This is a genomic window from Bacillus sp. ABR, assembly GCF_056172715.1.
In genome coordinates this window covers 956,921-978,825 of record NZ_JAOYSL010000001.1, presented here as the reverse complement: position 1 = coordinate 978,825, position 21,905 = coordinate 956,921, and the positions used below count along the sequence as shown (strand labels likewise).

The 21,905-nt window shown below is 40.5% G+C and carries 24 protein-coding genes and 3 pseudogenes; 5 read left to right on the top strand and 22 right to left on the bottom strand.

From position 1 onward, the window contains the following. Positions 1–42 precede the first annotated feature (42 nt). The 5 genes from OIT90_RS05000 to OIT90_RS04980 are packed head-to-tail and all read right to left on the bottom strand — an operon-like array spanning position 43 to position 1,327. Entirely contained in the window at positions 43–195 is a 153-nt protein-coding gene (locus OIT90_RS05000; protein WP_371412189.1) for an XtrA/YqaO family protein, read from the bottom strand. A gap of 50 nt (positions 196–245) precedes the next feature. Then, the gene (locus OIT90_RS04995; protein ID WP_059375845.1) at positions 246–647 is read right to left on the bottom strand and encodes a RusA family crossover junction endodeoxyribonuclease; all 402 of its coding nucleotides are present in this window, start codon (positions 645–647) and stop codon (positions 246–248) included. Between the two features lie 50 nt (positions 648–697). Next, on the bottom strand, positions 698–937 hold the full coding sequence (locus OIT90_RS04990; RefSeq protein ID WP_099663602.1) for a hypothetical protein: 240 nt from the start codon (positions 935–937) through the stop codon (positions 698–700). Next, the gene (locus OIT90_RS04985; protein WP_180272436.1) at positions 915–1,067 is read right to left on the bottom strand and encodes a hypothetical protein; all 153 of its coding nucleotides are present in this window, start codon (positions 1,065–1,067) and stop codon (positions 915–917) included. Before OIT90_RS04985 ends, OIT90_RS04990 begins: the two co-directional genes overlap by 23 nt. Beyond that, positions 1,064–1,327 carry a helix-turn-helix transcriptional regulator gene (locus tag OIT90_RS04980; protein WP_059375848.1) on the bottom strand — a complete coding sequence of 88 codons (264 nt, stop codon included), beginning with the start codon at positions 1,325–1,327 and terminating at the stop codon, positions 1,064–1,066. The genes OIT90_RS04985 and OIT90_RS04980 overlap by 4 nt, the downstream gene beginning before the upstream one ends. Positions 1,328–1,486: 159 nt before the next feature. Between OIT90_RS04980 and OIT90_RS04975 the strand changes: the two genes are divergently transcribed. The 3 genes from OIT90_RS04975 to bioB all read left to right on the top strand — a co-directional run bounded on the left by OIT90_RS04975 (position 1,487) and on the right by bioB (position 3,600). Next, entirely contained in the window at positions 1,487–1,864 is a 378-nt protein-coding gene (locus tag OIT90_RS04975; RefSeq protein ID WP_059375849.1) for a helix-turn-helix domain-containing protein, read from the top strand. A gap of 237 nt (positions 1,865–2,101) precedes the next feature. Next, positions 2,102–2,452: a hypothetical protein gene (locus OIT90_RS04970; RefSeq protein WP_039181025.1), complete on the top strand. Its 351-nt coding sequence runs from the start codon at positions 2,102–2,104 to the stop codon at positions 2,450–2,452. Between the two features lie 152 nt (positions 2,453–2,604). Then, positions 2,605–3,600: a biotin synthase BioB gene (gene bioB, locus OIT90_RS04965; protein ID WP_144490197.1), complete on the top strand. Its 996-nt coding sequence runs from the start codon at positions 2,605–2,607 to the stop codon at positions 3,598–3,600. 34 nt (positions 3,601–3,634) lie between these two features. Here the strand turns inward: bioB and OIT90_RS04960 are convergent, their stop codons facing one another. From OIT90_RS04960 to OIT90_RS04945, 4 genes are all read right to left on the bottom strand, one after another. Beyond that, positions 3,635–4,108, bottom strand: coding sequence for a hypothetical protein (locus tag OIT90_RS04960; protein ID WP_024423274.1), 474 nt, complete (start codon positions 4,106–4,108; stop codon positions 3,635–3,637). A gap of 170 nt (positions 4,109–4,278) precedes the next feature. Then, positions 4,279–5,112, bottom strand: a complete 834-nt coding sequence (locus OIT90_RS04955; protein ID WP_039183288.1) for an undecaprenyl-diphosphate phosphatase — start codon at positions 5,110–5,112, stop codon at positions 4,279–4,281. A gap of 127 nt (positions 5,113–5,239) precedes the next feature. After that, complete coding sequence (locus OIT90_RS04950) at positions 5,240–6,382, bottom strand: AI-2E family transporter (protein WP_039181030.1); 1,143 nt, start codon at positions 6,380–6,382, stop codon at positions 5,240–5,242. A gap of 65 nt (positions 6,383–6,447) precedes the next feature. After that, positions 6,448–6,840, bottom strand: a complete 393-nt coding sequence (locus OIT90_RS04945; protein WP_064498114.1) for a DoxX family protein — start codon at positions 6,838–6,840, stop codon at positions 6,448–6,450. Positions 6,841–7,037: 197 nt separating this feature from the next. On the opposite strand from OIT90_RS04945, the gene OIT90_RS04940 reads away from it, so the two are divergent. Continuing rightward, positions 7,038–8,030 carry a Gfo/Idh/MocA family protein gene (locus tag OIT90_RS04940; RefSeq protein WP_144490195.1) on the top strand — a complete coding sequence of 331 codons (993 nt, stop codon included), beginning with the start codon at positions 7,038–7,040 and terminating at the stop codon, positions 8,028–8,030. A 73-nt stretch (positions 8,031–8,103) separates the two neighbouring features. Here OIT90_RS04940 and OIT90_RS04935 read toward each other — a convergent pair whose 3' ends face one another. From OIT90_RS04935 to OIT90_RS04900, 8 genes and pseudogenes are all read right to left on the bottom strand, one after another. Beyond that, on the bottom strand, positions 8,104–8,628 hold the full coding sequence (locus tag OIT90_RS04935; RefSeq protein ID WP_024423278.1) for a type 1 glutamine amidotransferase domain-containing protein: 525 nt from the start codon (positions 8,626–8,628) through the stop codon (positions 8,104–8,106). A 90-nt stretch (positions 8,629–8,718) separates the two neighbouring features. Further along, a complete protein-coding gene (tlpB, locus tag OIT90_RS04930) occupies positions 8,719–10,707 on the bottom strand; it encodes a methyl-accepting chemotaxis protein TlpB (RefSeq protein WP_058838059.1) in 1,989 nt (662 codons plus the stop codon). A gap of 164 nt (positions 10,708–10,871) precedes the next feature. Beyond that, a complete protein-coding gene (locus tag OIT90_RS04925) occupies positions 10,872–11,819 on the bottom strand; it encodes a methyl-accepting chemotaxis protein (RefSeq protein ID WP_369880186.1) in 948 nt (315 codons plus the stop codon). Then, positions 11,811–12,707, bottom strand: a pseudogene (locus OIT90_RS04920) (HAMP domain-containing protein); the annotation flags it as partial. The pseudogene OIT90_RS04920 and the gene OIT90_RS04925, both read right to left, overlap by 9 nt. A gap of 313 nt (positions 12,708–13,020) precedes the next feature. Beyond that, positions 13,021–13,971: a methyl-accepting chemotaxis protein gene (locus tag OIT90_RS04915; protein WP_474892327.1), complete on the bottom strand. Its 951-nt coding sequence runs from the start codon at positions 13,969–13,971 to the stop codon at positions 13,021–13,023. After that, positions 13,966–14,856, bottom strand: a pseudogene (locus OIT90_RS04910) (HAMP domain-containing protein); the annotation flags it as partial. The pseudogene OIT90_RS04910 and the gene OIT90_RS04915, both read right to left, overlap by 6 nt. Positions 14,857–15,137: 281 nt before the next feature. Continuing rightward, positions 15,138–15,965 carry a methyl-accepting chemotaxis protein gene (locus tag OIT90_RS04905; RefSeq protein WP_390273526.1) on the bottom strand — a complete coding sequence of 276 codons (828 nt, stop codon included), beginning with the start codon at positions 15,963–15,965 and terminating at the stop codon, positions 15,138–15,140. Between the two features lie 114 nt (positions 15,966–16,079). Next, a pseudogene (locus OIT90_RS04900) lies at positions 16,080–16,946 on the bottom strand (cache domain-containing protein); the annotation flags it as partial. A 339-nt stretch (positions 16,947–17,285) separates the two neighbouring features. On the opposite strand from OIT90_RS04900, the gene OIT90_RS04895 reads away from it, so the two are divergent. Next, positions 17,286–18,026 carry a protein-glutamine gamma-glutamyltransferase gene (locus tag OIT90_RS04895; RefSeq protein WP_039181052.1) on the top strand — a complete coding sequence of 247 codons (741 nt, stop codon included), beginning with the start codon at positions 17,286–17,288 and terminating at the stop codon, positions 18,024–18,026. A 21-nt stretch (positions 18,027–18,047) separates the two neighbouring features. Here the strand turns inward: OIT90_RS04895 and OIT90_RS04890 are convergent, their stop codons facing one another. The 5 genes from OIT90_RS04890 to OIT90_RS04870 all read right to left on the bottom strand — a co-directional run bounded on the left by OIT90_RS04890 (position 18,048) and on the right by OIT90_RS04870 (position 21,898). After that, a complete protein-coding gene (locus tag OIT90_RS04890; RefSeq protein ID WP_039181054.1) occupies positions 18,048–18,296 on the bottom strand; it encodes a hypothetical protein in 249 nt (82 codons plus the stop codon). 24 nt (positions 18,297–18,320) lie between these two features. After that, positions 18,321–19,352, bottom strand: coding sequence for an NAD(P)H-dependent flavin oxidoreductase (locus OIT90_RS04885; protein WP_474892305.1), 1,032 nt, complete (start codon positions 19,350–19,352; stop codon positions 18,321–18,323). A 16-nt stretch (positions 19,353–19,368) separates the two neighbouring features. Then, entirely contained in the window at positions 19,369–19,770 is a 402-nt protein-coding gene (locus OIT90_RS04880; RefSeq protein ID WP_039181060.1) for a secondary thiamine-phosphate synthase enzyme YjbQ, read from the bottom strand. A gap of 112 nt (positions 19,771–19,882) precedes the next feature. Next, the gene (locus tag OIT90_RS04875) at positions 19,883–21,175 is read right to left on the bottom strand and encodes a hemolysin family protein (RefSeq protein WP_059375864.1); all 1,293 of its coding nucleotides are present in this window, start codon (positions 21,173–21,175) and stop codon (positions 19,883–19,885) included. Between the two features lie 48 nt (positions 21,176–21,223). After that, entirely contained in the window at positions 21,224–21,898 is a 675-nt protein-coding gene (locus tag OIT90_RS04870) for a zinc metallopeptidase (protein ID WP_024423288.1), read from the bottom strand. Positions 21,899–21,905 lie beyond the last annotated feature (7 nt).

Below are 21,905 nucleotides of genomic sequence, written 5' to 3'. Positions count from 1 at the left end.
CTTTCCGTCTTGGACGTATTATGATTTGATGTGTTTAGTCAGTTAGCTGATTTTAAAACCAATCTCGTGATCTACTCTTGCAAAATGACCTTTTGCCGTTTGAATAATGGTTTTTCCATGTTCAGGTACATCCATTTGATAAGCCGTTCCTACATTTCCATCTAACACGATGACTTGAATTTTTCCTTTTTCCATCTCACCGACAAATGTTTGGTTATCTTGAATGAATAGTTGTTTTGGCTCGTTCATATGCTTGTCTCCTTTTTTGGTGATGGCCTCGTGCCACTACCTACCGTATTGATAATGATTTCAACTCTTTCACACATACTATAAAACTGGGAAACTCTTAAATCGACAATCTGCAGAGGGACTTGATCAGCTATAGAATGAAGTGCTTCTTGAATATGCTGTAGACTTGGCTGTAAGATGCTGACGTGTATCGGGCGTATCAACCCTTTTTCTGCGTATGTACGCTTTTTTTGGCAGTCAGCAATGTTAAGCGGCATGTGATCAAATAAACGAATTTCAAGTGATAGTGCGCCTTCTAATTTTTGCGGGCATTGTACTTTTGCAGCTGATCGTATTCTTTTCATCAATGTCTCTTTTGTTAACAAATGTTCATGTTCAATGATTAAATGGATGACCATGTTATGATCTCCCGTCATCCTCTGCCCACTGGCGGATGTCTTGTTCGTTTTTACTCGCTTTGAGCAAGCATTTCAAAAATGTCATGATTTGCTTCCATCGTTTCACGTCGCCCTGATTCCTCCTTTATTGTCATCGACTTAGCTTTCAGGAGGGTCATATATGTCTCTTTCTCTTCTGCTGTGGCAAAAACAAACATCGGTTTCTGTTGAAAAAAGGCGATCCAGCCGCCAGCTTGGTCTAAACAAAGCTGCGCTTCTTTTCTAGCATCAAACATCAGCTGATGTCTCATCTTCTTCAGATCCCTCCAAACTGTCATCAATTTCTGTTTGGTATCCATATCGTTTCATGTCATATGACCAGTAGCTTTTTGGATAACCAAAGTTACTCATCTGTGTCACCATTGGATGTTCAATATTCATTCTGCTCGTCTCTCCTTTTCTAAGAACTGATCTTCTTCTAGATAATTACTCTTATTGTGTAACTTCTGACCAAAAAAAAGCTCTTGAACACCGGTATTTAGCAGATCTGCAATATGCTTTGCTATTTCTAAGCTTGGCTTCGTTCTGCCCATCTCTATATTCGCATAGCCGCTTGTGTACTTATAACCTAATTTTTTCGCCATATAGGTTTGTGTTTTTCCTTGCAATATGCGCTCTTCTCGTAAATTTTCAAGTTTCATCTTTCCACCTCTTACTCAATATGTGTAAGTTATATTCATTATGATAATATACACAAAACGAGTAAGTCAACCATATTTTTATTCTTTTTGTGTATTTATTTATCTTTTCCGTGTAATTCATGATAAAATTTACTCATAACATGAAAAAAGGTGTTTCTGATGGATAATTTGACTGGGAAGATTTTAACTGAATTAAGAGAGAAGCATGGATGGAGCAAGTCAACAGTTGCTAAAAAACTCGGATTAAAGGCGATGTCCACTTATGCAAACTGGGAATATGGCTTGAGAAAGCCCGACGGTGAAATGATTGTGAAAATTGCTGAGTTATATGGGGTCTCAACCGATTATCTTCTCACAGGTAAGGACAAAGGCAGACACGATGACGATCTTGCAGACGATCCTGATTTGCAAATTGCGTTTAAAGCCGCCTCAGATTTTTCCGAAGAAGCACGAAGACAAACCATCGATTTTATTAACTACATTAGAGAGAAAGAGAAGCAAAAAGGCCGTCAGCCAAAACAGCGAGACGACCAGTAATCACTCTTTCATCTGCTTTACGTTGCTGGGATGAACCCAGCTTTTTTTATACCTCTTTTTTCCCTTAAAAAAGAAAGAGCATATGAATAAAAAATCATGTGTTTTTTTAAATATATGTCTTTCCCAACATAATATGTGACAATTTTCACCATAATTACTCTTTTTTCACACATTTAAATTGACATATAATTCTATTAATATTAATATATGTATATACTAAAAAAAGGAGTGTTACCGATGAAAAAATTCATGAAAGTCTGTACATTGTCTTTAGCTGCTTTAGGTGCTCTTACGTTCTCCCAAACTGAAGGTGCTCATGCAGCTGCACAGCCAAAAGAACCAGTCATAGCAAAAGCTCCTATTATGAATAAAGTAATTACAGTGAACCGTACGCTTTCTGTAGGTTCTTCAATCGCCGTCTCTCTTCCAGCAAGCCAAATTTCTGTGTCGGGTGCAACGTATGCGATTCAATTAGATCAAACGGCTCCAAACTTCACTTGGATTCGTGCCGTACAACGCGGTTCAGTAACCGTTTCTTACTATAATTCACAAGGCGAGCTTGTCATTAACTATATTACGGTTCGATAAGCAATCTAGCTTTACATATCTGAAGGCGATGACATGGAGTCATCGCCTTTTGATGTTTAAAGTTGGTTTCATTTGATTCGTGATTGCCAACACCTCTCCATTATGTTAACTTTTAATAAAAATAAGTTAACATAATAAGGGAGGCATTAATGATGAAAGAGCAACTGTCTTTATCTTGGGAAGCGATAGCGGAGAAGGCCATGAAAAATGAACCGATTACGGTGCAAGAGGCTTTAGACATTCTTGAAGCTGACGATAGTGAATTGTTACCTATTATGCATGCAGCCTATCAAGTACGATTTCATTTTTTTCAAAAAAAGGTGAAATTAAATATGATTTTCAACGCAAAAAGTGGATATTGCCCTGAGAACTGTGGATATTGTTCACAGTCGATGATTTCAAAAGCACCGGTTGAAAGATATACAATGCTTGATCAAAAAACCATTGTGGCAGGGGCGCGTGAGGCTCTCAAAAGAAAAGCCGGGACTTATTGTATTGTGGCAAGCGGGAGAGCGCCTTCTCATAGGGAATTAGATGAAGTTACAGCAGCAGTAAAGGAAATCACTGAAACGATGCCTTTGAAGGTGTGTGCCTGTCTTGGGTTATTAAATGAAGACAAAGCGAAGCGGCTGAAGGAAGCGGGTGTTCATCGGTATAATCACAATATCAATACACATCACGATCATCATGATCACATTACGACAACTCATACATACGATGACCGCGTGTCGACCATTGAGCAGGTCAAACAGTCTGGCATGTCACCTTGCTCAGGGGTCATTATTGGAATGGGTGAAACCAATCAGCAAATCGTTGAAATGGCTTTTGCGCTTAGAGCACTTGATGCGGATTCAATTCCAGTCAACTTTCTTCATGCCATTGAAGGAACACCGCTTGAGCATCAAGAACGGACACATCCGATCAAAGCATTGAAAGTGCTGGCAATGATGAGATTTGTCAATCCAACAAAGGAAATTCGGGTATCCGGAGGCAGAGAGTTTAATTTACGGACACTCCAGCCACTCGCACTTTATGCGGCAAATTCGATTTTCGTTGGTGATTATTTAACAACAAAAGGCCAGCAAGTTCAAACGGATCATCACATCATTGAAGATTTAGGGTTTGAAATAGAAGAATGTGCGTTATAAAAAAGTCTGCCGATTCACCGGCAGACTTCTAAGATTAGAATCTTTTATGAAAATCGACAGTTCCGCTTCCATCTTCTCGGTCAAAGCTGCCAACAAACGTCCAGTTAATATATCCACCGTCACCATTGTTGACAAACGTACCATCTTCAAATACCCAAATACCAAACGTAATACCGTCATATTCAACACTATCATAGTAGACAACATTGTTCAGACCGCTAAAGTCGTGATCTTGGCTTAAATTTTGGACAACTACGTTGTAGTTTTGACCTGCTTCATAGAACGCACTGTATGCCGCGTTTTTTACGAATCCATCACGATTTTGAGATGATTTTACTGCTTGTTCAATTTTATCGGCAATGGCTACTGGATCAATTGAGACACTTCCATCAACACCTGTTGTTGTAGCAGCTTCAGCCGTTTGACCAAAAGTCGTAAGAGATAGAGGGGCAGCAATCATTGACGTGGCGATGACAGAACCAACAAACATTTTACTTGTTTTTCTCATATTTTCTAACTCCTCCTTTAATTGGTATGTTTATGTACTACCCCTTTCTCTGTCTCTTAAACACTAATTTATGAAAAAAATTCTTATTCTACCAATTAAGAGGGTGTTTTTACTGTTTAATTAGGCGAAATAACAAAAAAACTACTCTTTTATAAAGAGTAGTTTACATATTACATGAACAGGATAAATAAAATCACACCTAGGATAATTCGGTATATCGCAAAAGGCACCAGTTTGATTTTATTGATCAGTTTTAGGAAGAATCGAACAACAAAGAGAGCCACAACAAACGCACTCACAAAGCCGACGATAAAGAATGGCAGCATGTCTGTTGTTAAATATTCAGCATTTTTCACAAGGGTTAACAAGCTTGCTCCCGCCATAATTGGCATCGCCATGATAAATGTAAAGTCTGCCGCAGCACGGTGATTCAAACCAAGAATAACCCCGCCTGCGATCGTCGAACCTGAGCGCGAGAAGCCTGGCCATAATGCCAAACATTGAAACAGTCCAATATAAAGCGCCTGTCTGTACGTCATGTTATCGACAGAGCTTGTTTCTGTTTTCCGTTTATTGATCCAGTCAGCGACAAGCATCAGCACTGCCCCTAAAATCAAACCGACAGCGACCGTTCTGACGTCAAATAAGTATTTATCAATATAATCTTCAAATAAGAATCCTAAAATGACGGCTGGAACAAGTCCAACAGCAATTTGGGCGATGGTCAGCTTATGCCCGCTGCGCTTTTGTTCTTCGGTGATATTTTTCTTTAAGCCCAATAAGTTTAAAATACGATCTTTAAACACGATCATGACAGCTAAAATAGAGCCTAACTGAATCACGACTTTAAATGTATTAGCCGCTTCTGGCGTAATAATTTCCTTTGATTTTAGCCAAAGATCATCGACAATGATCATGTGACCTGTAGATGAAACAGGTGCGTACTCTGTTAATCCTTCGACAATTCCTAAAACCAGTGCCACGAATAAATCCCATAGATTCATGATTTTCTTTCCTTTCAATTCTGATCTTTTGAACACGCCAAACATCTATGTCCACATAAAGACAAGCTTCCTTTATCGAAAGCTCGTCTTTATGATACTATATTTTTTTCAAAAAAAGATTATGACATCAAACCTTTTCTTCTTTATACAAATTGGACCGCATTTTAAACCAATCAAACAGGTGGGTTGTGATAACCTTCAGAACGGCATACGTCGGAATAGCGACAATGATGCCGATGACGCTGAACAATTTACCAGCTGTTAATAGAACAAAAATAATCGTAATTGGGTGAATATGAAGGTTTTTCCCCATCACCTGAGGCGAAATAAATTTACCTTCAATGAGCTGAACCACTGTCCAGACAATAATGAGTTTTAAAAGCATCACTGGTGACGTCACAAGTGCAATCACAATCGCTGGTGTAATCGCAATTGTTGGCCCAAGGTAAGGTACTACGCTTGTACATGCCGCAATGATAGCAAGCAGCAACGCATAGTCAAGTCCAATGATCATATAACCGATTAACAGAAGAACACCGATACAGAAGCTGACAATAATCTGTCCGCGAATATACGAGCTCAGCCGGTGGTTCATTTCGTGAAGCACGATATGTGTATGTTCTCTCATTTTATTTGGAATGAATTTCAAGAAATAGTCAGGCAGCTTTTTGCCGTCTTTTAATAGATAAAACAGAATGAACGGCACCGTCACGATCGAGATGATAACTTCTGTGAGCGCCCCTAAGAATGTTCCTACACCGGTAAAGGTGCTTTCCAAAATCTTCGTCGCTTGACTAGATGCTTTACTTACCAATTCAGACACATTAAAGTTCATCGTTTTTTGCACTTGATTAATAAAGTTACTTCCCGTTAATTGTCTAATTTGTTCTTCTACTGTATCGACGTATTTCGGAAGATTATGAAATAGACTCATGGTTTGAGCTTGTAAAAAAGGAATAATAGACACGATGGTCACTGTAATAATCCCAATAATGACAAGATATAAAAGCAAAATGGAATAGATCCGCTTGATTCTTGCTTTCTCTAACAAGTTGACAATTGGATTTAATAAATAATACACGACCCCCGTTAAAATAATCGGTAAGGCAATGGTTTTGACGAGTACAATGAGCGGTGTGAAAATAAATGATGTTTTCATGAAAACAAGGATATTCAATCCGATTAATAGCAGGACGAGTAAAAAGAGAACAAACTTGTTATCAAGAAAAAATTTTCTAAATCGACTGCTCCACATTTGCATAGAATTCATATCGTTCCTCCAAACACGGGCTATTTTATGAGTAAATTGTACACTACTTGATCATGATATGGTGATCATTGTTTCAGCTTTTTTTCCCATTTTGCAATAGACATCGCCCATATAATGAGAATCGGCTGTCCAATAAGTCTTATCCATAGCAAAGCTTGTTCTGTATTTTCTTGACCTGGAAATGGTATTCCCTCACGTGCAGCAAATAAGTTTGCCGGGAAAATGAGTACAAGATAGACAGCAATGAATTTTGCCGCTGCAATCCTAGAATTCGGCAAAAGCAGCAGCACGGCCAGCAGCCATTCAAGACATGCAGTCACATAGACCATTACATATGGAAATGGCCAGCCTGGCATCATGCGAGCAAAGCCGCCCGGCTCTATTACATGAAAAATACCAGCAACTATGAATAAAAGCGCAAAGGTGTATGTACTTCCTATATGCAGGACGCGCTTCATGTTTCCTCCTCTCCCTTCTATCCTGAGTATTACCCGAAGAAGGAAGAAACTACCCACTTTTCGTACATTTATATCCTTTATGTAAGACGCATCAGCCTATATAAAGGTTTCATCCGCTTTTCAATAAAAAGAATATTCTTTCATACAAACGCTTTCAAAGCATGTATAATCAGAGGAAAGCAGAAGGAGGGAATCACATGATTCGATTTGCTGTCATCGGAACGAACTGGATTACAGATCGGTTCTTACAAGCTGGTGAAGGAATCGCTGACTTTACATGTACAGCCGTCTATTCACGATCCGCTGAAAAAGGACAGGCCTTTGCCGAAAAATACGGGATTGAGACGGTTTTTACGAACTTACAACAAATGGCGGAAAGTGATACGTTCGATGCCGTGTATATTGCGAGTCCAAATGCCCTTCATAAAGAGCAAGCCATGTTGATGATGGAGCATCAAAAGCATGTTTTATGCGAAAAACCATTCGCCTCTCATCGAAAAGAAGTGGAAGAAATGATTGCCGCAGCAAAAAAACATCAAGTGTGTTTGATGGAAGCGATGAAAACGACATTTCTGCCAAACTTTCTGCAAATCAAACAGCACCTTGATCAGCTTGGACCTATCAGGCAAGTGGTCGCGCATTACTGTAAATATTCCTCAAGATACGATGCCTATCGAAACGGCGAGCTTCCAAATGCCTTTAAACCGGAGTTATCCAATGGTTCGTTAATGGATATCGGGGTATACCTCGTTTACCCAGTCATATCCTTATTTGGTCTGCCGAATCAAATCACCGCGAGAGGCTATAAGCTTTCTTCTGGTGTGGATGGAAATGGTTCAGTCCTTTTACAGTATGACGGGCATCAAGCACTTCTTTTTCATTCTAAAATTTCAACGTCTCATTTATCCGCTGAAATTCAAGGCGAGGATGCCACGATGGTGATTGATCAATTCCACCGGCCTTCACGAATCACGATACATGACCGTGATGGACATCAAACTGACATCTCGCTCAAAGATGATCAGCCAGCTATGTCTTATGAAATCAATCATTTTATTGAGTGTATTCAGCAGGGAATGGGGCAGTCTCCGGTCAATACATTTGCGTTATCTGTTCAAACCATGTCCGTCATGGACGAAGCAAGAAGACAAATGGGCGTGATGTATCCTGCCGACAGACAAAATGTATAGGGCATAAAATGATGAACAAAGGGCGAATTATTTTTTGGTTCGCCCTTTGTTTTTTACGTTTCGTGTCAGTCGCTTATTTTGCCGCTAACACATCCGCAAATGCTTTTACATACGGCGGAAGGTCCGGCGGACGTCTGCTGGAGATGAGGTGGCCATCTGTGACGACCGCCTCATCAAACCAATCCGCACCGGCATTTGTCATATCATCTTTAATACCAGGTGTACTTGTCACTTGTCTGCCTTTCAGGATTCCTGCTGAAATCAGCACCCAGCCGGCATGGCAAATCTGCCCGATTGGTTTTGCCTTCGCATCAAATGTACGGACGATGTCTAATACTTCTGGATAACGGCGCAGTTTATCAGGCGCCCATCCGCCAGGGACAAGCACAGCATCATAATCATCAGCTTGAATGGAATAAAAATCTGCATCAGATACCGCCGGCACACCATACTTCCCGATGTACTCATGATTTGCTTTTTCACCTACAAGATGGACAGTCGCCCCTTCTTCTCTTAAACGCAGAACTGGATACCACAGCTCTAAATCTTCAAAATCATCACTGACAAACGCAATGACCTTCTTATCTGATAAACGCATTCTATCTCTCCTCTTCTTTCGATTTCCTCTATTGTACGAGATGTCCTCTTAAAAAGAAAAGCGGTTCCCCTCGAGGAGAACCACTTGACCTTATTCGCTGATCTTGAATTTTTTAATTAAATCGCGTAATTCTTCCGCCATTTGGGAAAGAGTCGTGGATGAAGAACTAATCTCTTCCATTGAAGCAAGCTGTTCTTCTGCTGAAGCTGCGATATCTTGGATGCTTGCTGAACTCTCTCTCGATACATCTGCAATTTCATTCACTGCTTTAGAAATTTGCTCAGATCCTTTCGACAGCTCGCGCACCGTTGTATTCATTTCGTTCATTCTTGCTGCGATTTCCGCTGTTTGCTCATTTATTTGTGAGAAGCTTTCTTTCGTTTGATCTGTAATAGTAAGACCGTTCTTTACTTCTTCATTCACTGCTTTGAACATATTTTGAGATGTTTCAATTTCAGAGACGATTTCATTCACAAGCTTTTCAATCTCTTTTGCTGAATCTGATGATTGAACCGCTAGTTTACGCACTTCTTCCGCAACAACGGAGAAGCCTCTGCCTGACTCGCCTGCGCGTGCTGCTTCAATAGCGGCATTTAGTGCAAGTAAATTCGTTTGATCCGCTATGCCGTTAATCACGCCTAGGATGTTTGTGATATCTTTTGATTTATGCTCGAGTCCGTTGATCACGCCTTCAGCTTCTTTCACTGAATGGTCAATCGTCTTCATTTGGCCGACAGTTTGCTCCACAAGCTGACCGCCTGTTTCCGCGACTGTTTTTGATTGAACAGATGACGCTGTGATGACATCAGACGTTTCGGCAACTTCGTTCAGTCCTTCATTCATTTGTTTTAAATGAACTGCGCTTTGCTCCACCATTTCGCTTTGATTTTCATTGCCGTTTGAGAATGTTTCAATAGACGATGTAATATGTTCGGTTGCTTTTGTTGTTTGACCTGCACTTGCCGTCAGTTCTTCAGATGATGAAGCGACATTCTCAACAGATGTTTGTACAGCTTGAATGACATCTCTTAGAGACTCACTCATTTCATTAAAGCTTGTGCCAAGCTGTCCAATTTCATCTTTTGAGTGGACATCAATTTTTTCTGTCAAATCTCCCTGACTGATCTTCTTCGAAGAAGAGACAAGAGTGGAAAGTGGTTTTGTAATGGAACGGATGATAAAGAAGATCAGAATCCCGCCAATGATAAGCGCGCCGGCTAAAATGATGGCGGCCATATTAAAAACTGGCTGTGCAGCTTCTTCTACTTCACTGACAAACATCGTCCCGACAATCTTCCAGCCAGTCGCCTTGTTTGTGGTGAACTCCATTTGCTTTTCTTTCCCTTCAAACATATAACTCATAGATCCGTTATCTTGTGAGTACATTTTTTCTAACCATTCACCAGATAATTTCGTTCCTGCTTTTTTCTTTGGATGTGCCACATATGTGCGGTCCGGACTTCCAATAAAGGCATAGCCTTGTTTCCCAATGTTAATGCTATTGGACTCTTTTACTAGATTCGCAATGTCTAGGTTCATCGCGATGACGCCTGATCCATCCTCTAGTTTTTTAGAGATTGTGACCACCAGCGTACCGGTTGATGCCGTTGCATATGGAGCTGAAATAGACAGCTCGCCGTTTTTCGCCCAGCCGTCTTTATACCAATCCCGCTCAGTTGCGACATAATCGGCAGGCATTTTTTGATTAGGATATCTTGAAAACACTTTGCCGTCACTTGAAGCGACAAAAATACCTTCTGTGTCATCATTCATACTCATGAACTGCTCAAAGCGTCCTTGAATATCGGTCGTGCCTTTTTGCTTGAGCTTTTTCTCCGTGATCCATTTGCTAAAGAAATCGGCTGCGTCTGTTTTCACTTTTACAACCTTCGTAATATTTTTATCTAGCTGCTCTACATTTTCCTTTGCGCTTTGCATAATTTGATCATTTAAGGAGGTGCTTGCCGTATGATATGAAGAGAATGCCAATACGATGATTGGGCATAAAAGAATAAATAAGAAAGAGAATACGAGCTTTTTTGATATAGATGGCTTTCTGAAATACTGTATGAATTTCATAAAAAAGAAAACTCCTTTTAGTAAGATAGTATATATATCGGAAGTACTACTAGGTTCTTTACTTTTTTAACTTATTAAAGTCTAAATAAGTCCAAATTACCCAATTTATATGCATTGAATGGAAAAACACCTGACGTTTTGGCGTCAGGTGTTTCGCTACTCTCTTACATTTTAAATTGTTTAATGAGCTCTCTTAGTTCTTCTGCCATCTGAGATAAAGTGGCAGAGGAAGAACTGATCTCTTCCATAGATGCAAGCTGCTCTTCTGCTGAAGCTGCGATATCTTGGAAGCCTGCTGAGCTTTCTCTTGAGAGCTCTTTGATTTGATTCACCGCATGAGAAATATCATTTGAGCCATGCGATAGCTCTTTGGCTGATCCGTTCATTTGTTTCATTTGTTCTGTCATTTCTGATGTTTTATCAGTGATTTTCTCAAAACTCACTTTTGTTTCATCTGTAATGTTTAATCCAGACTGTACTTCACCTGCTACTTGTTTAAACATTTTCTGCGATTTTTCTATTTCCTCCACAATTTCGTTCGTCAGGCTTTCAATTTCTTTTGAAGAGCTTCCTGATTGCTCTGCCAGCTTGCGGACTTCTTCTGCGACAACAGAGAAGCCTCTGCCTGCTTCACCTGCTCGTGCAGCTTCGATCGCAGCATTTAAAGCAAGGAGATTCGTTTGATCCGCAATACCGTTGATGACCCCCAGAATATTTGTAATATCCTTTGATTTCTGCTCTAAACCTGCAATGACAAGCTCTGCTTCTTTTACTGCCTGCTCAATGGTTTGCATTTGACCTGCTGTTTTTTGAACGAGTTCTCCTCCAGCCTGAGCGGTTTTGCTCGATTCGATCGACGATTCCATCATATGAGAGGTCGTGTCGACCATATGCGATAGGCTGCGATCCATTTCGTTTAACTGAACTGAGCTTTTTTCGATCATATCATTTTGATGTTCAGTGCTGTTTGAGAACTGTTCAATAGAGGATGTGATATGCTCGGTCGCTTGAGCTGTCTGTCCTGCACTTGCCGTTAATTCTTCAGACGAAGCAGCCACATTTTCAATCGAATTTTGAACAGCTTGGATGACTTGTTTCAGCTTTGCTGACATGTCGTTAAAGCTTTGCGCAAGTTTACCTATTTCATCGTGCGTACGAACTTCAATATGCTGGGTCAAATCACCTTGACTGATTTTCTCAGCCGATTCAGAGAGCTCTATCAGTGGCTTTCGAATCGATTTAATAATAAAATAAACCGCGATTCCGCCAATGACAATCGCAGCCGCAAGGATGATCATTGTTAAGTCGAGCACTGGCTGAGCGGCTTTTTTTACTTCATTCACATACATCGTTCCAGCAAGCTTCCAGCCTGTTGCTTCATTTGTGTCAAAAAACATTTGCTTCGGCTGGCCATTGTATTCATATTCAAAGCTGCCTTGTTTTTTATCATACAATTTCGAGATAAAGTCACCAGTCAGCTTTGTCCCAGCCTTATCGGTTTTATGGGCAACATAACGCTGATCTGAGGTGGCGATAAACGCATAGCCTTCTTGGCCAATTTTGATGCTGTTTGTATCTTTTATAACCGTATTTAATCGTACATTTACCCCGATCACACCAGATCCATCTGCTAATTGTTCTGATATTGTGATGAGCAGGTCATCAGATGACTTACTTGTAAAAGGATCTGAAATAATGAGTTTCTTATCTCCCATCGATTGCTGAAACCATGGTTCATTTTTTGCGCTCTTTGCATTATCTTTGTGTATCTCGGAATATTCAGTTAGTTTACCATTTTGATCTGCAACAAATACTTCTACTACATCGTCATCTGTTTCCGATAATTGCTCTAATTTCACTTTGAGTAAATCTTTGTTTTTAGCAGCCAATTCACTCTTTTTGACCGATTTGGATAAGTATGAAACAATGTCAATTTTAGGCTGTATATCTTTATTAATGAGTTCATTTAATTGTTGAACACCATTTGCAGCGCTAGACATAATCTCATCATTGAGAGACTTTGATGCCACTTCATAAGAAAATGCGGCCAATACGAGAATTGGCACTAGGAGAATCGCTAAAAATGCAGTAATTAATTTCTTCGACATCGTAAAGTGCTTAAAAAAGTTGATTTTTTTCATAACTCTACTCCTTTTGATTTATGATTTGTGGTCTTTCTCTTCTATTCTTAGGTAATATGAATTATTTTTCAAGGAATAATGTTCAAAAAAACCAAAAAATAAGTACAATTACCTATTTCTTTTTATTCAATAAATAAAAAGAGCCTCTAGTTGGAGGCTCTTTTCTTCATGTCTATTCAACTTTAAACTTGCTAATTAAATCGCGTAATTCTTCTGCCATCGAAGAGAGTGTGGCAGAGGATGAGCTGATTTCTTCCATTGATGCCAGTTGTTCTTCTGCTGAAGCAGCAATGTCTTGAATATTTGCTGAGCTTTCACGTGATACGTCTGCGATCTCACGAACAGCCTCTGACACATGTGCAGAGCCTTTTGAAAGCTGGACAACGGTTTGATTCATTGTTTGAAGCTGGTTAGAAATTTCTTTTGTCATGTCGAAAATATTGTGGAAGCTTACTTTCGTTTGTTCAGTGAAGCTTAGGCCTGATTGAACTTCTCGACTCACCGCAGTGAATACTTCCTGGGATACGTCGATGTCTTGCACGATTTCATTGATCAAATTCTCAATTTCTTTTGCCGAGTTAGCAGATTGAACCGCAAGTTTTCTTACTTCTTCTGCTACAACGGAGAATCCTCTGCCAGATTCACCAGCTCTTGCTGCCTCAATTGCTGCATTTAGTGCAAGTAGATTCGTTTGATCGGCAATTCCATTGATGACACCGAGAATTTGGGTAATGTTTTTAGATTTATTTTCAAGCGCCCTGATGACGTTCTCTGCTTTTTTCACGGACTGATCAATAACATTCATTTGAGAGGCCGTTTTTTCAACAAGCTGTCCGCCTTCTCCTGCGATATCTGTTGATTTGATCGATGAAGCCGTAATAGACTCAGCTGATTCATTCATATTTTGAAGACCACGGTTCATTTCCTCTAACTCGACTGAGCTCAATTCGACTTTATCATTTTGGCTTTCATTTCCGCTGGAGAATTGTTCAATGGCTAGTGTAATATGCTCAGTTGCTTTACTTGTCTGTCCTGCACTGGCAGTCAGTTCTTCTGATGAAGATGCGACATTTTCGACTGAAGTTTGAACGGCTCCAATGAGGGATCTCAATGAATCAATCATCGTATTAAAGCCTTTACCAACTTGTCCAATTTCGTCATCTGACTGGATCTGAAGCTTATCGCGCAAATCACCATCGCTGACTTTTTTCGAGAAACGGGCAAGATTGGATAATCTTTTTGAAATAGAGCGGACGATAAAGAAAATAAGGGTTCCTGCTACAATGAGTGTGACACTGAATACGATAATGGCAGTATTGAAAACGGGCTTTGCCGCTTCTTCTACTTCAGATACGAGCATCGTTCCACCAATTTTCCAGCCGGTTAATTCATTGGTGACATATGCAACCTTTTTATCTGTTCCTTTGAGGGTATAGCTGCCGCTTCCTTCTTTGTTTTTATAAATAATACTGGCCAGATTTTCATTGACCTGACTTCCTGACTTTTGGGTTGGATCTGCTAAAACCGTTTGATCTTTCTCCATCATGAAAGCATAGCCTTTTTGCCCAATTTTGATTTCTTTTAGTTTTTGGAGCAGGCTGTCAATTTCCATATCAAGACCAATGACACCTGAACCATCTTTCGTTTTTTGGGCAATTGTGATCACCATTTTGCCTGTGGATGCTGCTACATATGGTTTTGTGATGACTTGTTTGCCGTTTTCTGCTTTCAATGCCTCTTGATACCAAGGACGTTCTCTTGGATCGTAGCCATCCGGCATCTTTTGGACTGGGTATTGCATAAACAATCCCTTTTCAGAGCCTGCATAGATCGCAGAAACATCTTTTTCGTTAATTTTTCCAAATTGCTGTAATTCTTTAATGGTCGCATTTCTATTTTTTTCTTGAAGATTAGACGCTTTGAGTGAATCTGAGAACAGTGTCACAGCATCTGATTTGTTTCCAATATTCTCATTGATTAAGGTATCAAATGCATTGACCTGACTCATCGCACTGCCCATAATCTGTTTGTCTAGCTCTGTCTTTGATGTAAAAAATGCACTAATTGTCAGTGCCACGGTTGGCAGGATAAGAACTACCAAGAAGGCAATGATTAATTTTTTTGAAATGGATGGTTTTTTGAACCATTGGATCATTTTTCCCATTTTAACTTTCCCCCTTTACTTCTCTAAAGTTAATATCGGATGAAAGGTGTATTTTTAGAGACTGGAAATGACGTTTAAAAATAAAAAAAATACCCAGACAATTCTGGGTATTTTTTCATCATTATTTAATTAATTTTAAATTGACTTGTGAGCTCTTTTAGCTCCTCTGCCATGTTGGCAAGTGTTACAGAAGAAGACGTGATTTCTTCCATAGATGCTAGCTGCTCTTCTGCTGAAGCCGCAATGTCCTGAATGTTTGCTGCGCTTTCTCTTGAGACTTGGCGCATCTCCTGCATCGCTTGTGAAACAAGCTTTGAACCGCTCGATAGGTCAATGGCTGTATCGTTTAATTGTGACAGTTTTTTCGACATTCCTTCTGCCGCCTCATAAATGTGCTGGAAGCTTTCTTTAGCTTCTTCTGTCATACCGAGCCCTGCGTTTACTTCTCGATTGACTGCTTTGAACATATCTTGAGATTTAGCAATTTCTAACACAATTTCTTGGATAAGCTTCTCAATTTCTTTCGCTGAATCTGCGGATTGGACAGCTAGTTTTCGCACTTCTTCGGCAACGACGGAGAAGCCGCGTCCTGATTCACCTGCTCTTGCTGCTTCGATTGCTGCATTAAGCGCAAGTAAGTTTGTTTGATCCGCAATGCCGTTAATGACATTTAAAATACTCGTAATATCTTTAGACTTGTATTCTAATTCTTTCATGACCTGTTCTGCTTCTTGTACGGATGTATCAATATGTTTCATTTGGCTCGCTGTGCTTTCAACAATTCGCCCGCCTTGACCAGCCGCCTCTGTTGATTGAAGTGAGACAGCAGCTACTTCAGATGAGGTTTGTGACATATCTTGTAATCCTTCGTTCATTGCCACAAGCTGATTCGTACTAGATTCGACTTTCTCGTTTTGTGCTTCATTTCCATTTGAAAATTGTTCAATCGACATCGTGATATGCTCTGTTGCTTGACTCGTTTGACTGGCACTTGCCGTCAGCTCCTCTGAAGCCGAAGCCACATTGTCGACAGATTGCTGTACAGCGCGAATGACGTCACGAAGAGATTCACTCATCTTGCTGAAACTTCTTGTGAGATCTCCTATTTCATCCTTCGATTTCGTTTCGAGGGTTTCTGTTAAATCCCCTTCACTCACTTTTTCTGAGAAATCAACAAGCCTTCTCAGTCCAATTGTGATCGAGCGAACGATGAAGAAGATAGCGACACCACCAAGGATAAATGAAGAAATTAAAAGAATAATGGCAGAATTCCAAACTGGCTGTGCTGCTTCTTCTGTTTCTGATACAAACATCGTTCCAGCAATTTTCCAACCTGTTAAATCATTTGTTACAAAAACGATACGTTTTTGTTCTCCTTTATTCTCATAAGTTGATGTTCCTTCTTTGCCGCTGTAAAGGATAGATGAAATATTTTCTGTGACCTTAGATCCTGATTTTTCTTCTGGATGGGCTACAATTTGTTTATTTTTATTTGCAATAATTGGATATCCTTCTCGTCCAATTTTAATATCTTTTATTTTATCTACAATGTCTTGCACATCAATGTCAATTCCGATCGCTCCCGACCCGTCCTTCAGGCGCTGGGCAATCGTGACTACCATGCCGTTTGTTGTAGCAGAAATGTATGGATTGGTGACAACTGGCTCTCCTTTTTCATTCTGCATTGCTTGCTGATACCAATCGCGTGTTGTTGGATCATAGCCTTTTGGCATGTCTACTTTAGGAAACTGAATGAAATCACGATTTTTACTTGCTGCATAAAAACCAACCACATCTTCTTCATTGATTTTGCTGTATATCTCAAGATGCTCATACAGTTCGTCCTGATTTTTCTTTTTAAAGTCTGCAGCAGTAGATGTTTCAGTAAAAAGTTTCACCGCATTTTCCTTATTCGAAAGCTTTTGCTCGATCATGTCATTCAGTTCATTGACTCTTGCATTTGCTCCGTACATGATTTCATGATCTAGTTCTTCTTTGGCAATCTGATATGAAATCGTACTGAGTGTAATAATGGGCAAGACGAGAACAAGTGTGAATGAAATAATCAATCTTTTAGAAATCGATGGTTTTTTCAACCATTTTATGACACTTTTCATGTTTTTCCTCCTTTTAAACGTTATTTTATATATCGGACGGCTTGATATTATTTTCATGTTTTTCAAATAAAAAGGATGACTTTTTGTTTATTTTCACAAATTGATTCCTTGCCCAAGCACCCTGCATACGCTAATACTAAAGGGGGCGCTTTTCATATGATTATCCTTTCAGGACAGCCAGTGACTAATGAGCAGCTGGCATCGTTTCAGCTAGAAGGACAAAAGCGGATCATTTTGATGCAGTTACAGGCCTCGAATGGTACGTTCCGCTATAGGCAAGCATCTGATTTGTTATTTGAGGTCACTTTAAGATCAAACATTATGAATGCTGCAAGAGATTTGAATAAAAGCGGTGCCTCATTTGCCATCTTTCAAAGATCGCGTGCAAATGATGCGTTTTGGCGTGTATCGGAAGCAGGAGCATTAGAGCTGCGCTATCAAGTGGAGCCATCTAGAGGCATTAAAGACATTTTTGAAAATGGTTCAAAATATGCATTTGAATGTGCAACGGCGATTGTCATTGTGTTTTATATGGGAGTCTTGCAAACAGTAGGCGAGGAGAAGTTTAATCGAAGACTTCGCAGTTTAACACTGTATGACTGGCACTATGATACTTTGTCAATTTATACAGAGCGCGGAAATGATTTTATCTATGGGGATTGTTTATATTTCGAAAATCCAGAGTTTAGCTATCAGCAGTCGCAATGGCGCGGGGAAAATGTGATTTACTTAGGAGAAGATCAATATTACGGTCATGGGCTTGGAATTTTAACAGCAGCAGAAATTATCGACAAACTGAATAAGAGAAGACGGCCAGGTGCAGTTCAATCCGCTTATTTATTACCGCAGACTACCCGGATGGATGTGATTTATCTCAGGCAAATGTTTGGCAGCTGAAAAAAGCCTCTTGTCTATTGGTTATGACAAGGGGCTTTTGTATGCCTTGCGTTTACGATAATTTTGGAGTGTGCCAAGCAACGTGTTCGCAAGGATTTCCATTTCTTCTAAATCTTTTCTTGTGACCGGTGGATCGTGCCGGCTCCATTTCACGTATCGAACAAAATAGTAATGACGAATGGGCGTAAGGACGGCAGGAGAATGAGGAAAATCATCAAACCAAAATTCAATCTGACCTTTTTTTCGGTAGGAATGTTTTAAGATGTCCATCCTGTCACACCACCCGTCATGATTTTATATCTGCGTCAGTTCGTGCATGATGTCTTCAACGGTTAAAATCGAGTGAATACGTCCAACGCCCTGTCCTGCCCACAGAGCCATTTGTTCAGGGTTACCGCCGGCAGCGGCTGCTTTTCGCATCGGTGTTGTCCATACATGCTGAACCGGATAAGGAAGAACCCTATCTTCATGCAGGCTTTCATCCTCCATCCACTGATTCACAATACCTCTCGCTCTTTTCCCAGAAAAAAGCCTTGTCACCCTTGTTTCACTGCCTTCTGCCTGTAAAATGGCCTTCTTGTATACCTCTGCCGCAGCACTTTCCTGGCTGGCTAAAAACCTTGTGCCGATTTGAACCGCATCTGCTCCAAGCGCCAGCACTGCTTTCACACCTGCTCGGTCCGTGATGCCTCCGGCGGCAATCAATGGCACGCGGCAGAGCGGTTTGACATCAGAGATCAAACTGATCAGTCCCATCAGTGTGTCTCCTTTTGCCCGTAAAAATGTGCCGCGATGCCCCCCTGCTTCACTTCCTTGCACAACAATGGCATCCATTCCTTTTTCCTCTAAAAGCAGTGCTTCCTCTTTTGTTGTGGCCGTTCCGATTAAAAAGGTTCCCTTTTGTTTTAAGCGGTGAATCGTTTGTTCTTTAGGACAGGCGAATGTAAAGGAAACAATCGGAACGTCTTCTTCCAGAAGAATGTTGATTTTTTGTTCAAAATCATCCCACAATTCTTCTTCGCTTGGCATCCTATCTGCTGACGGGCGTGCAGGCAGTCTCTTTTCCCAAAATGCCACATCCTCTTTTTTCACTTCTGGAACTGGCTCTGGTACAAACACATTGACCTGAAACAGACGAGATGTCAGTTGTTTGACCTGTCTAATCTGCTGTCTTAAATGGTCAGGCTGCACATATCCACTTGCCAGGCTGCCAAGCCCTCCGTATTCCGAAACTGCGGCTGCCAGCTGCGGTGTCACAGCTCCTCCTGCCATTGGCGCTTGGATGATTCCATGTTCAATCTGCAGTAACTTTTTGATATCCCCCATTTACTTCCCCCATCTCTTACTCGTTTGACGACACTTGTACATAAAAATGACGATGTCTCGGACCGTCAAACTCACAGAAATAGATTCCCTGCCACGTGCCAAGTACAAGATCTCCATCATGAATGAGAACATGCTGAGACGCCCCCATATAACTCGCTTTCATATGTGCTGCCGTATTTCCTTCCATATGGCGGTCCTTTGGATGTTCCCACGGGAAGACTTCATCAAGCCGGCGAAGCATATCCCGTTTCACATCTGGATCCGCATTTTCATTAATGGTGATCCCTGCTGTTGTATGTGGACAATAGACGATGACAGTTCCGTTTTGTATGCCTGTTTCCCTGACATATTGGAGAACCTCGTGTGTGACATCGATCATGTCATCGCGTCTGTCTGTTTGTACATTGATTTTTTTCATATGAGCTGCCCCTTTTTGACGTTTCTATAAATTCATACCCTTTTTATGTGAAACAAATCTTCTTACCTAAAGTTTACCAAGCAAAAAAACCTCGTCAAGCAGTACGAGGTTTTTAAGAAAAATGAACCTTTTTGACTTCAATGGTTCGAATATGGTGGTCTTCAGCATCAATGATCGTAAATTCACAGCCTTCTGCTTCAATCGTATCTCCAATGTCAAAATCAAATTTATGCGTCATCATCCAGCCTGCAATTGTATCAACATCATCATTCTCAATGGCTAAATCCAATAAATCATTTACTTCATCAATCAATGCTTTCCCATCCATCACATAATGGAAATCACCTTTTTTCACGATGTGAGGTGTTTCATCCTGATCATATTCATCTCGAATCTCTCCGACAATTTCCTCTAATATGTCCTCTACTGTGACAAGTCCCGCTGTACCTCCGTATTCGTCTACGAGCACTGACATATGGATTCGTTCCTTTTGCATCAAAATGAGCAATTCTTGAACAGGGGTGCTTTCAATGACCCGGATCACCGGACGCATTAAGTCTTCAATAGATACATCTTGATTTAGGAAACTCGCTTTAAATACATCTTTGCTATTGATAACTCCAATCACATGATCTTTGTCTTCTTTAATAACAGGGTAGCGTGTGTACCTTTCGTTCAGCATATAATGGGTCACATCTTCTAAGGTCTGTTCAATCTCTATAGCTGAAATTTCTGTACGCGGGATCATGATCTCTCTCGCCACTCGGTTATCAAATTCAAAGATTTTATTCACATATTTGTACTCAGATTGGTTAATCTCACCCTTCTCATAGCTTTCAGATAAAATGAGTCGCAATTCTTCCTCACTAATCGCCACCTCATGTTCTTTGACAGAATGATAACCAAATAATTTCACGATGCTTCGTGCAGCTCCATTTAATGCTTTAATAAACGGGTACATGACTTTATAGAAAAAGATGAGTGGTTTTGCTGTCACAAGGCTGACGGCCTCTGCCTTTTGAATGGCAATTGTTTTAGGCGCGAGTTCTCCAACAACAACATGTAAAAACGTAATGATCACAAATGCGATGATAAACGAAAGGATGTCAGTTAATGCGGAATGAAGCCCGATTCTTTCAAAAAGCGGATGCAGAAAATGCTCCACCGTCGGCTCACCCAGCCACCCTAAGCCTAAAGCTGTGATGGTAATTCCAAGTTGACAGGCGGACAAATATTCGTCCAGATTTGATATCAGCTTTTGAACATGGATGGCCCTCTTATCACCGCTTTCAATCAGCTGGTTGATTTTAGAGCCTCTAATTTTCACAATCGCAAATTCAGTGACAACAAAAAATGCTGTCGCAGCAATGAGTAATATGACTAAAAATACGTTTAAAATGTACAAAAAAACCCTTACCTAACACTGGTAAGGGCTCACCTCCTCTGGCATCAATTAATCATTACGGCCATTTAGGAAGATCATTACAAAACGGAGCAATTCAAACAGGGAGACAAGGGCTGCTGCTACATACGTAAGAGCTGCAGCATTTAACACCTTGTTCACGCCTCTTTCTTCACTGCTTCTAATGATTCCTTCTGAAACAATGATATCTTTTGCACGAGAACTTGCATTAAACTCGACAGGCAATGTCACAAGCTGAAAGAATACAGCTGCTGAGAACAAAATGATCCCAAGCCCGATTAAGTTAAGGCTGCTGAGCAAAATTCCACCAAGGAAAAGAAGCGGAGCAACACCAGATGCAAAGTTCACGACAGGAAAGATCTTATGTCTCAAAACAAGCGCACCATAGGATTCCTGATGCTGCAAGGCATGTCCAACCTCGTGTGATGCGACTGAAATGGCCGAAATGGAGTGGCCGTAGTACACAGGTTCAGATAAACGAACCACACGCTGAGTCGGGTCGTAATGATCAGTCAAAGTTCCTCTTACCGGTTCAACGGGCACATCGTATAACCCGTTGCGATCTAAAATATATCGAGCGGTTTCAGCACCTGTTTTCATACTGGATGCTTCCACCTTTGAATACTTTTCAAAATTATTCTTCACTTTAAATTGTGCCCAAAATGATAATCCCAATGCGGCAAATGTTAAAAAATAAAAAAACAGCATGCTC

Bases quoted from the DNA above. Each gene is read 5' to 3' on its own strand.
- OIT90_RS05000 (WP_371412189.1), bottom strand. From the start codon at position 195: ATGGAAAAAGGAAAAATTCAAGTCATCGTGTTAGATGGAAATGTAGGA.
- OIT90_RS04995 (WP_059375845.1), bottom strand. From the start codon at position 647: ATGGTCATCCATTTAATCATTGAACATGAACATTTGTTAACAAAAGAG.
- OIT90_RS04990 (WP_099663602.1), bottom strand. From the start codon at position 937: ATGAGACATCAGCTGATGTTTGATGCTAGAAAAGAAGCGCAGCTTTGT.
- OIT90_RS04985 (WP_180272436.1), bottom strand. From the start codon at position 1,067: ATGAATATTGAACATCCAATGGTGACACAGATGAGTAACTTTGGTTAT.
- OIT90_RS04980 (WP_059375848.1), bottom strand. From the start codon at position 1,327: ATGAAACTTGAAAATTTACGAGAAGAGCGCATATTGCAAGGAAAAACA.
- OIT90_RS04975 (WP_059375849.1), top strand. From the start codon at position 1,487: ATGGATAATTTGACTGGGAAGATTTTAACTGAATTAAGAGAGAAGCAT.
- OIT90_RS04970 (WP_039181025.1), top strand. From the start codon at position 2,102: ATGAAAAAATTCATGAAAGTCTGTACATTGTCTTTAGCTGCTTTAGGT.
- bioB (WP_144490197.1), top strand. From the start codon at position 2,605: ATGAAAGAGCAACTGTCTTTATCTTGGGAAGCGATAGCGGAGAAGGCC.
- OIT90_RS04960 (WP_024423274.1), bottom strand. From the start codon at position 4,108: ATGAGAAAAACAAGTAAAATGTTTGTTGGTTCTGTCATCGCCACGTCA.
- OIT90_RS04955 (WP_039183288.1), bottom strand. From the start codon at position 5,112: ATGAATCTATGGGATTTATTCGTGGCACTGGTTTTAGGAATTGTCGAA.
- OIT90_RS04950 (WP_039181030.1), bottom strand. From the start codon at position 6,382: ATGAATTCTATGCAAATGTGGAGCAGTCGATTTAGAAAATTTTTTCTT.
- OIT90_RS04945 (WP_064498114.1), bottom strand. From the start codon at position 6,840: ATGAAGCGCGTCCTGCATATAGGAAGTACATACACCTTTGCGCTTTTA.
- OIT90_RS04940 (WP_144490195.1), top strand. From the start codon at position 7,038: ATGATTCGATTTGCTGTCATCGGAACGAACTGGATTACAGATCGGTTC.
- OIT90_RS04935 (WP_024423278.1), bottom strand. From the start codon at position 8,628: ATGCGTTTATCAGATAAGAAGGTCATTGCGTTTGTCAGTGATGATTTT.
- tlpB (WP_058838059.1), bottom strand. From the start codon at position 10,707: ATGAAATTCATACAGTATTTCAGAAAGCCATCTATATCAAAAAAGCTC.
- OIT90_RS04925 (WP_369880186.1), bottom strand. From the start codon at position 11,819: ATGTCAGCAAAGCTGAAACAAGTCATCCAAGCTGTTCAAAATTCGATT.
- OIT90_RS04915 (WP_474892327.1), bottom strand. From the start codon at position 13,971: ATGATTGATTCATTGAGATCCCTCATTGGAGCCGTTCAAACTTCAGTC.
- OIT90_RS04905 (WP_390273526.1), bottom strand. From the start codon at position 15,965: ATGTCGATTGAACAATTTTCAAATGGAAATGAAGCACAAAACGAGAAA.
- OIT90_RS04895 (WP_039181052.1), top strand. From the start codon at position 17,286: ATGATTATCCTTTCAGGACAGCCAGTGACTAATGAGCAGCTGGCATCG.
- OIT90_RS04890 (WP_039181054.1), bottom strand. From the start codon at position 18,296: ATGGACATCTTAAAACATTCCTACCGAAAAAAAGGTCAGATTGAATTT.
- OIT90_RS04885 (WP_474892305.1), bottom strand. From the start codon at position 19,352: ATGGGGGATATCAAAAAGTTACTGCAGATTGAACATGGAATCATCCAA.
- OIT90_RS04880 (WP_039181060.1), bottom strand. From the start codon at position 19,770: ATGAAAAAAATCAATGTACAAACAGACAGACGCGATGACATGATCGAT.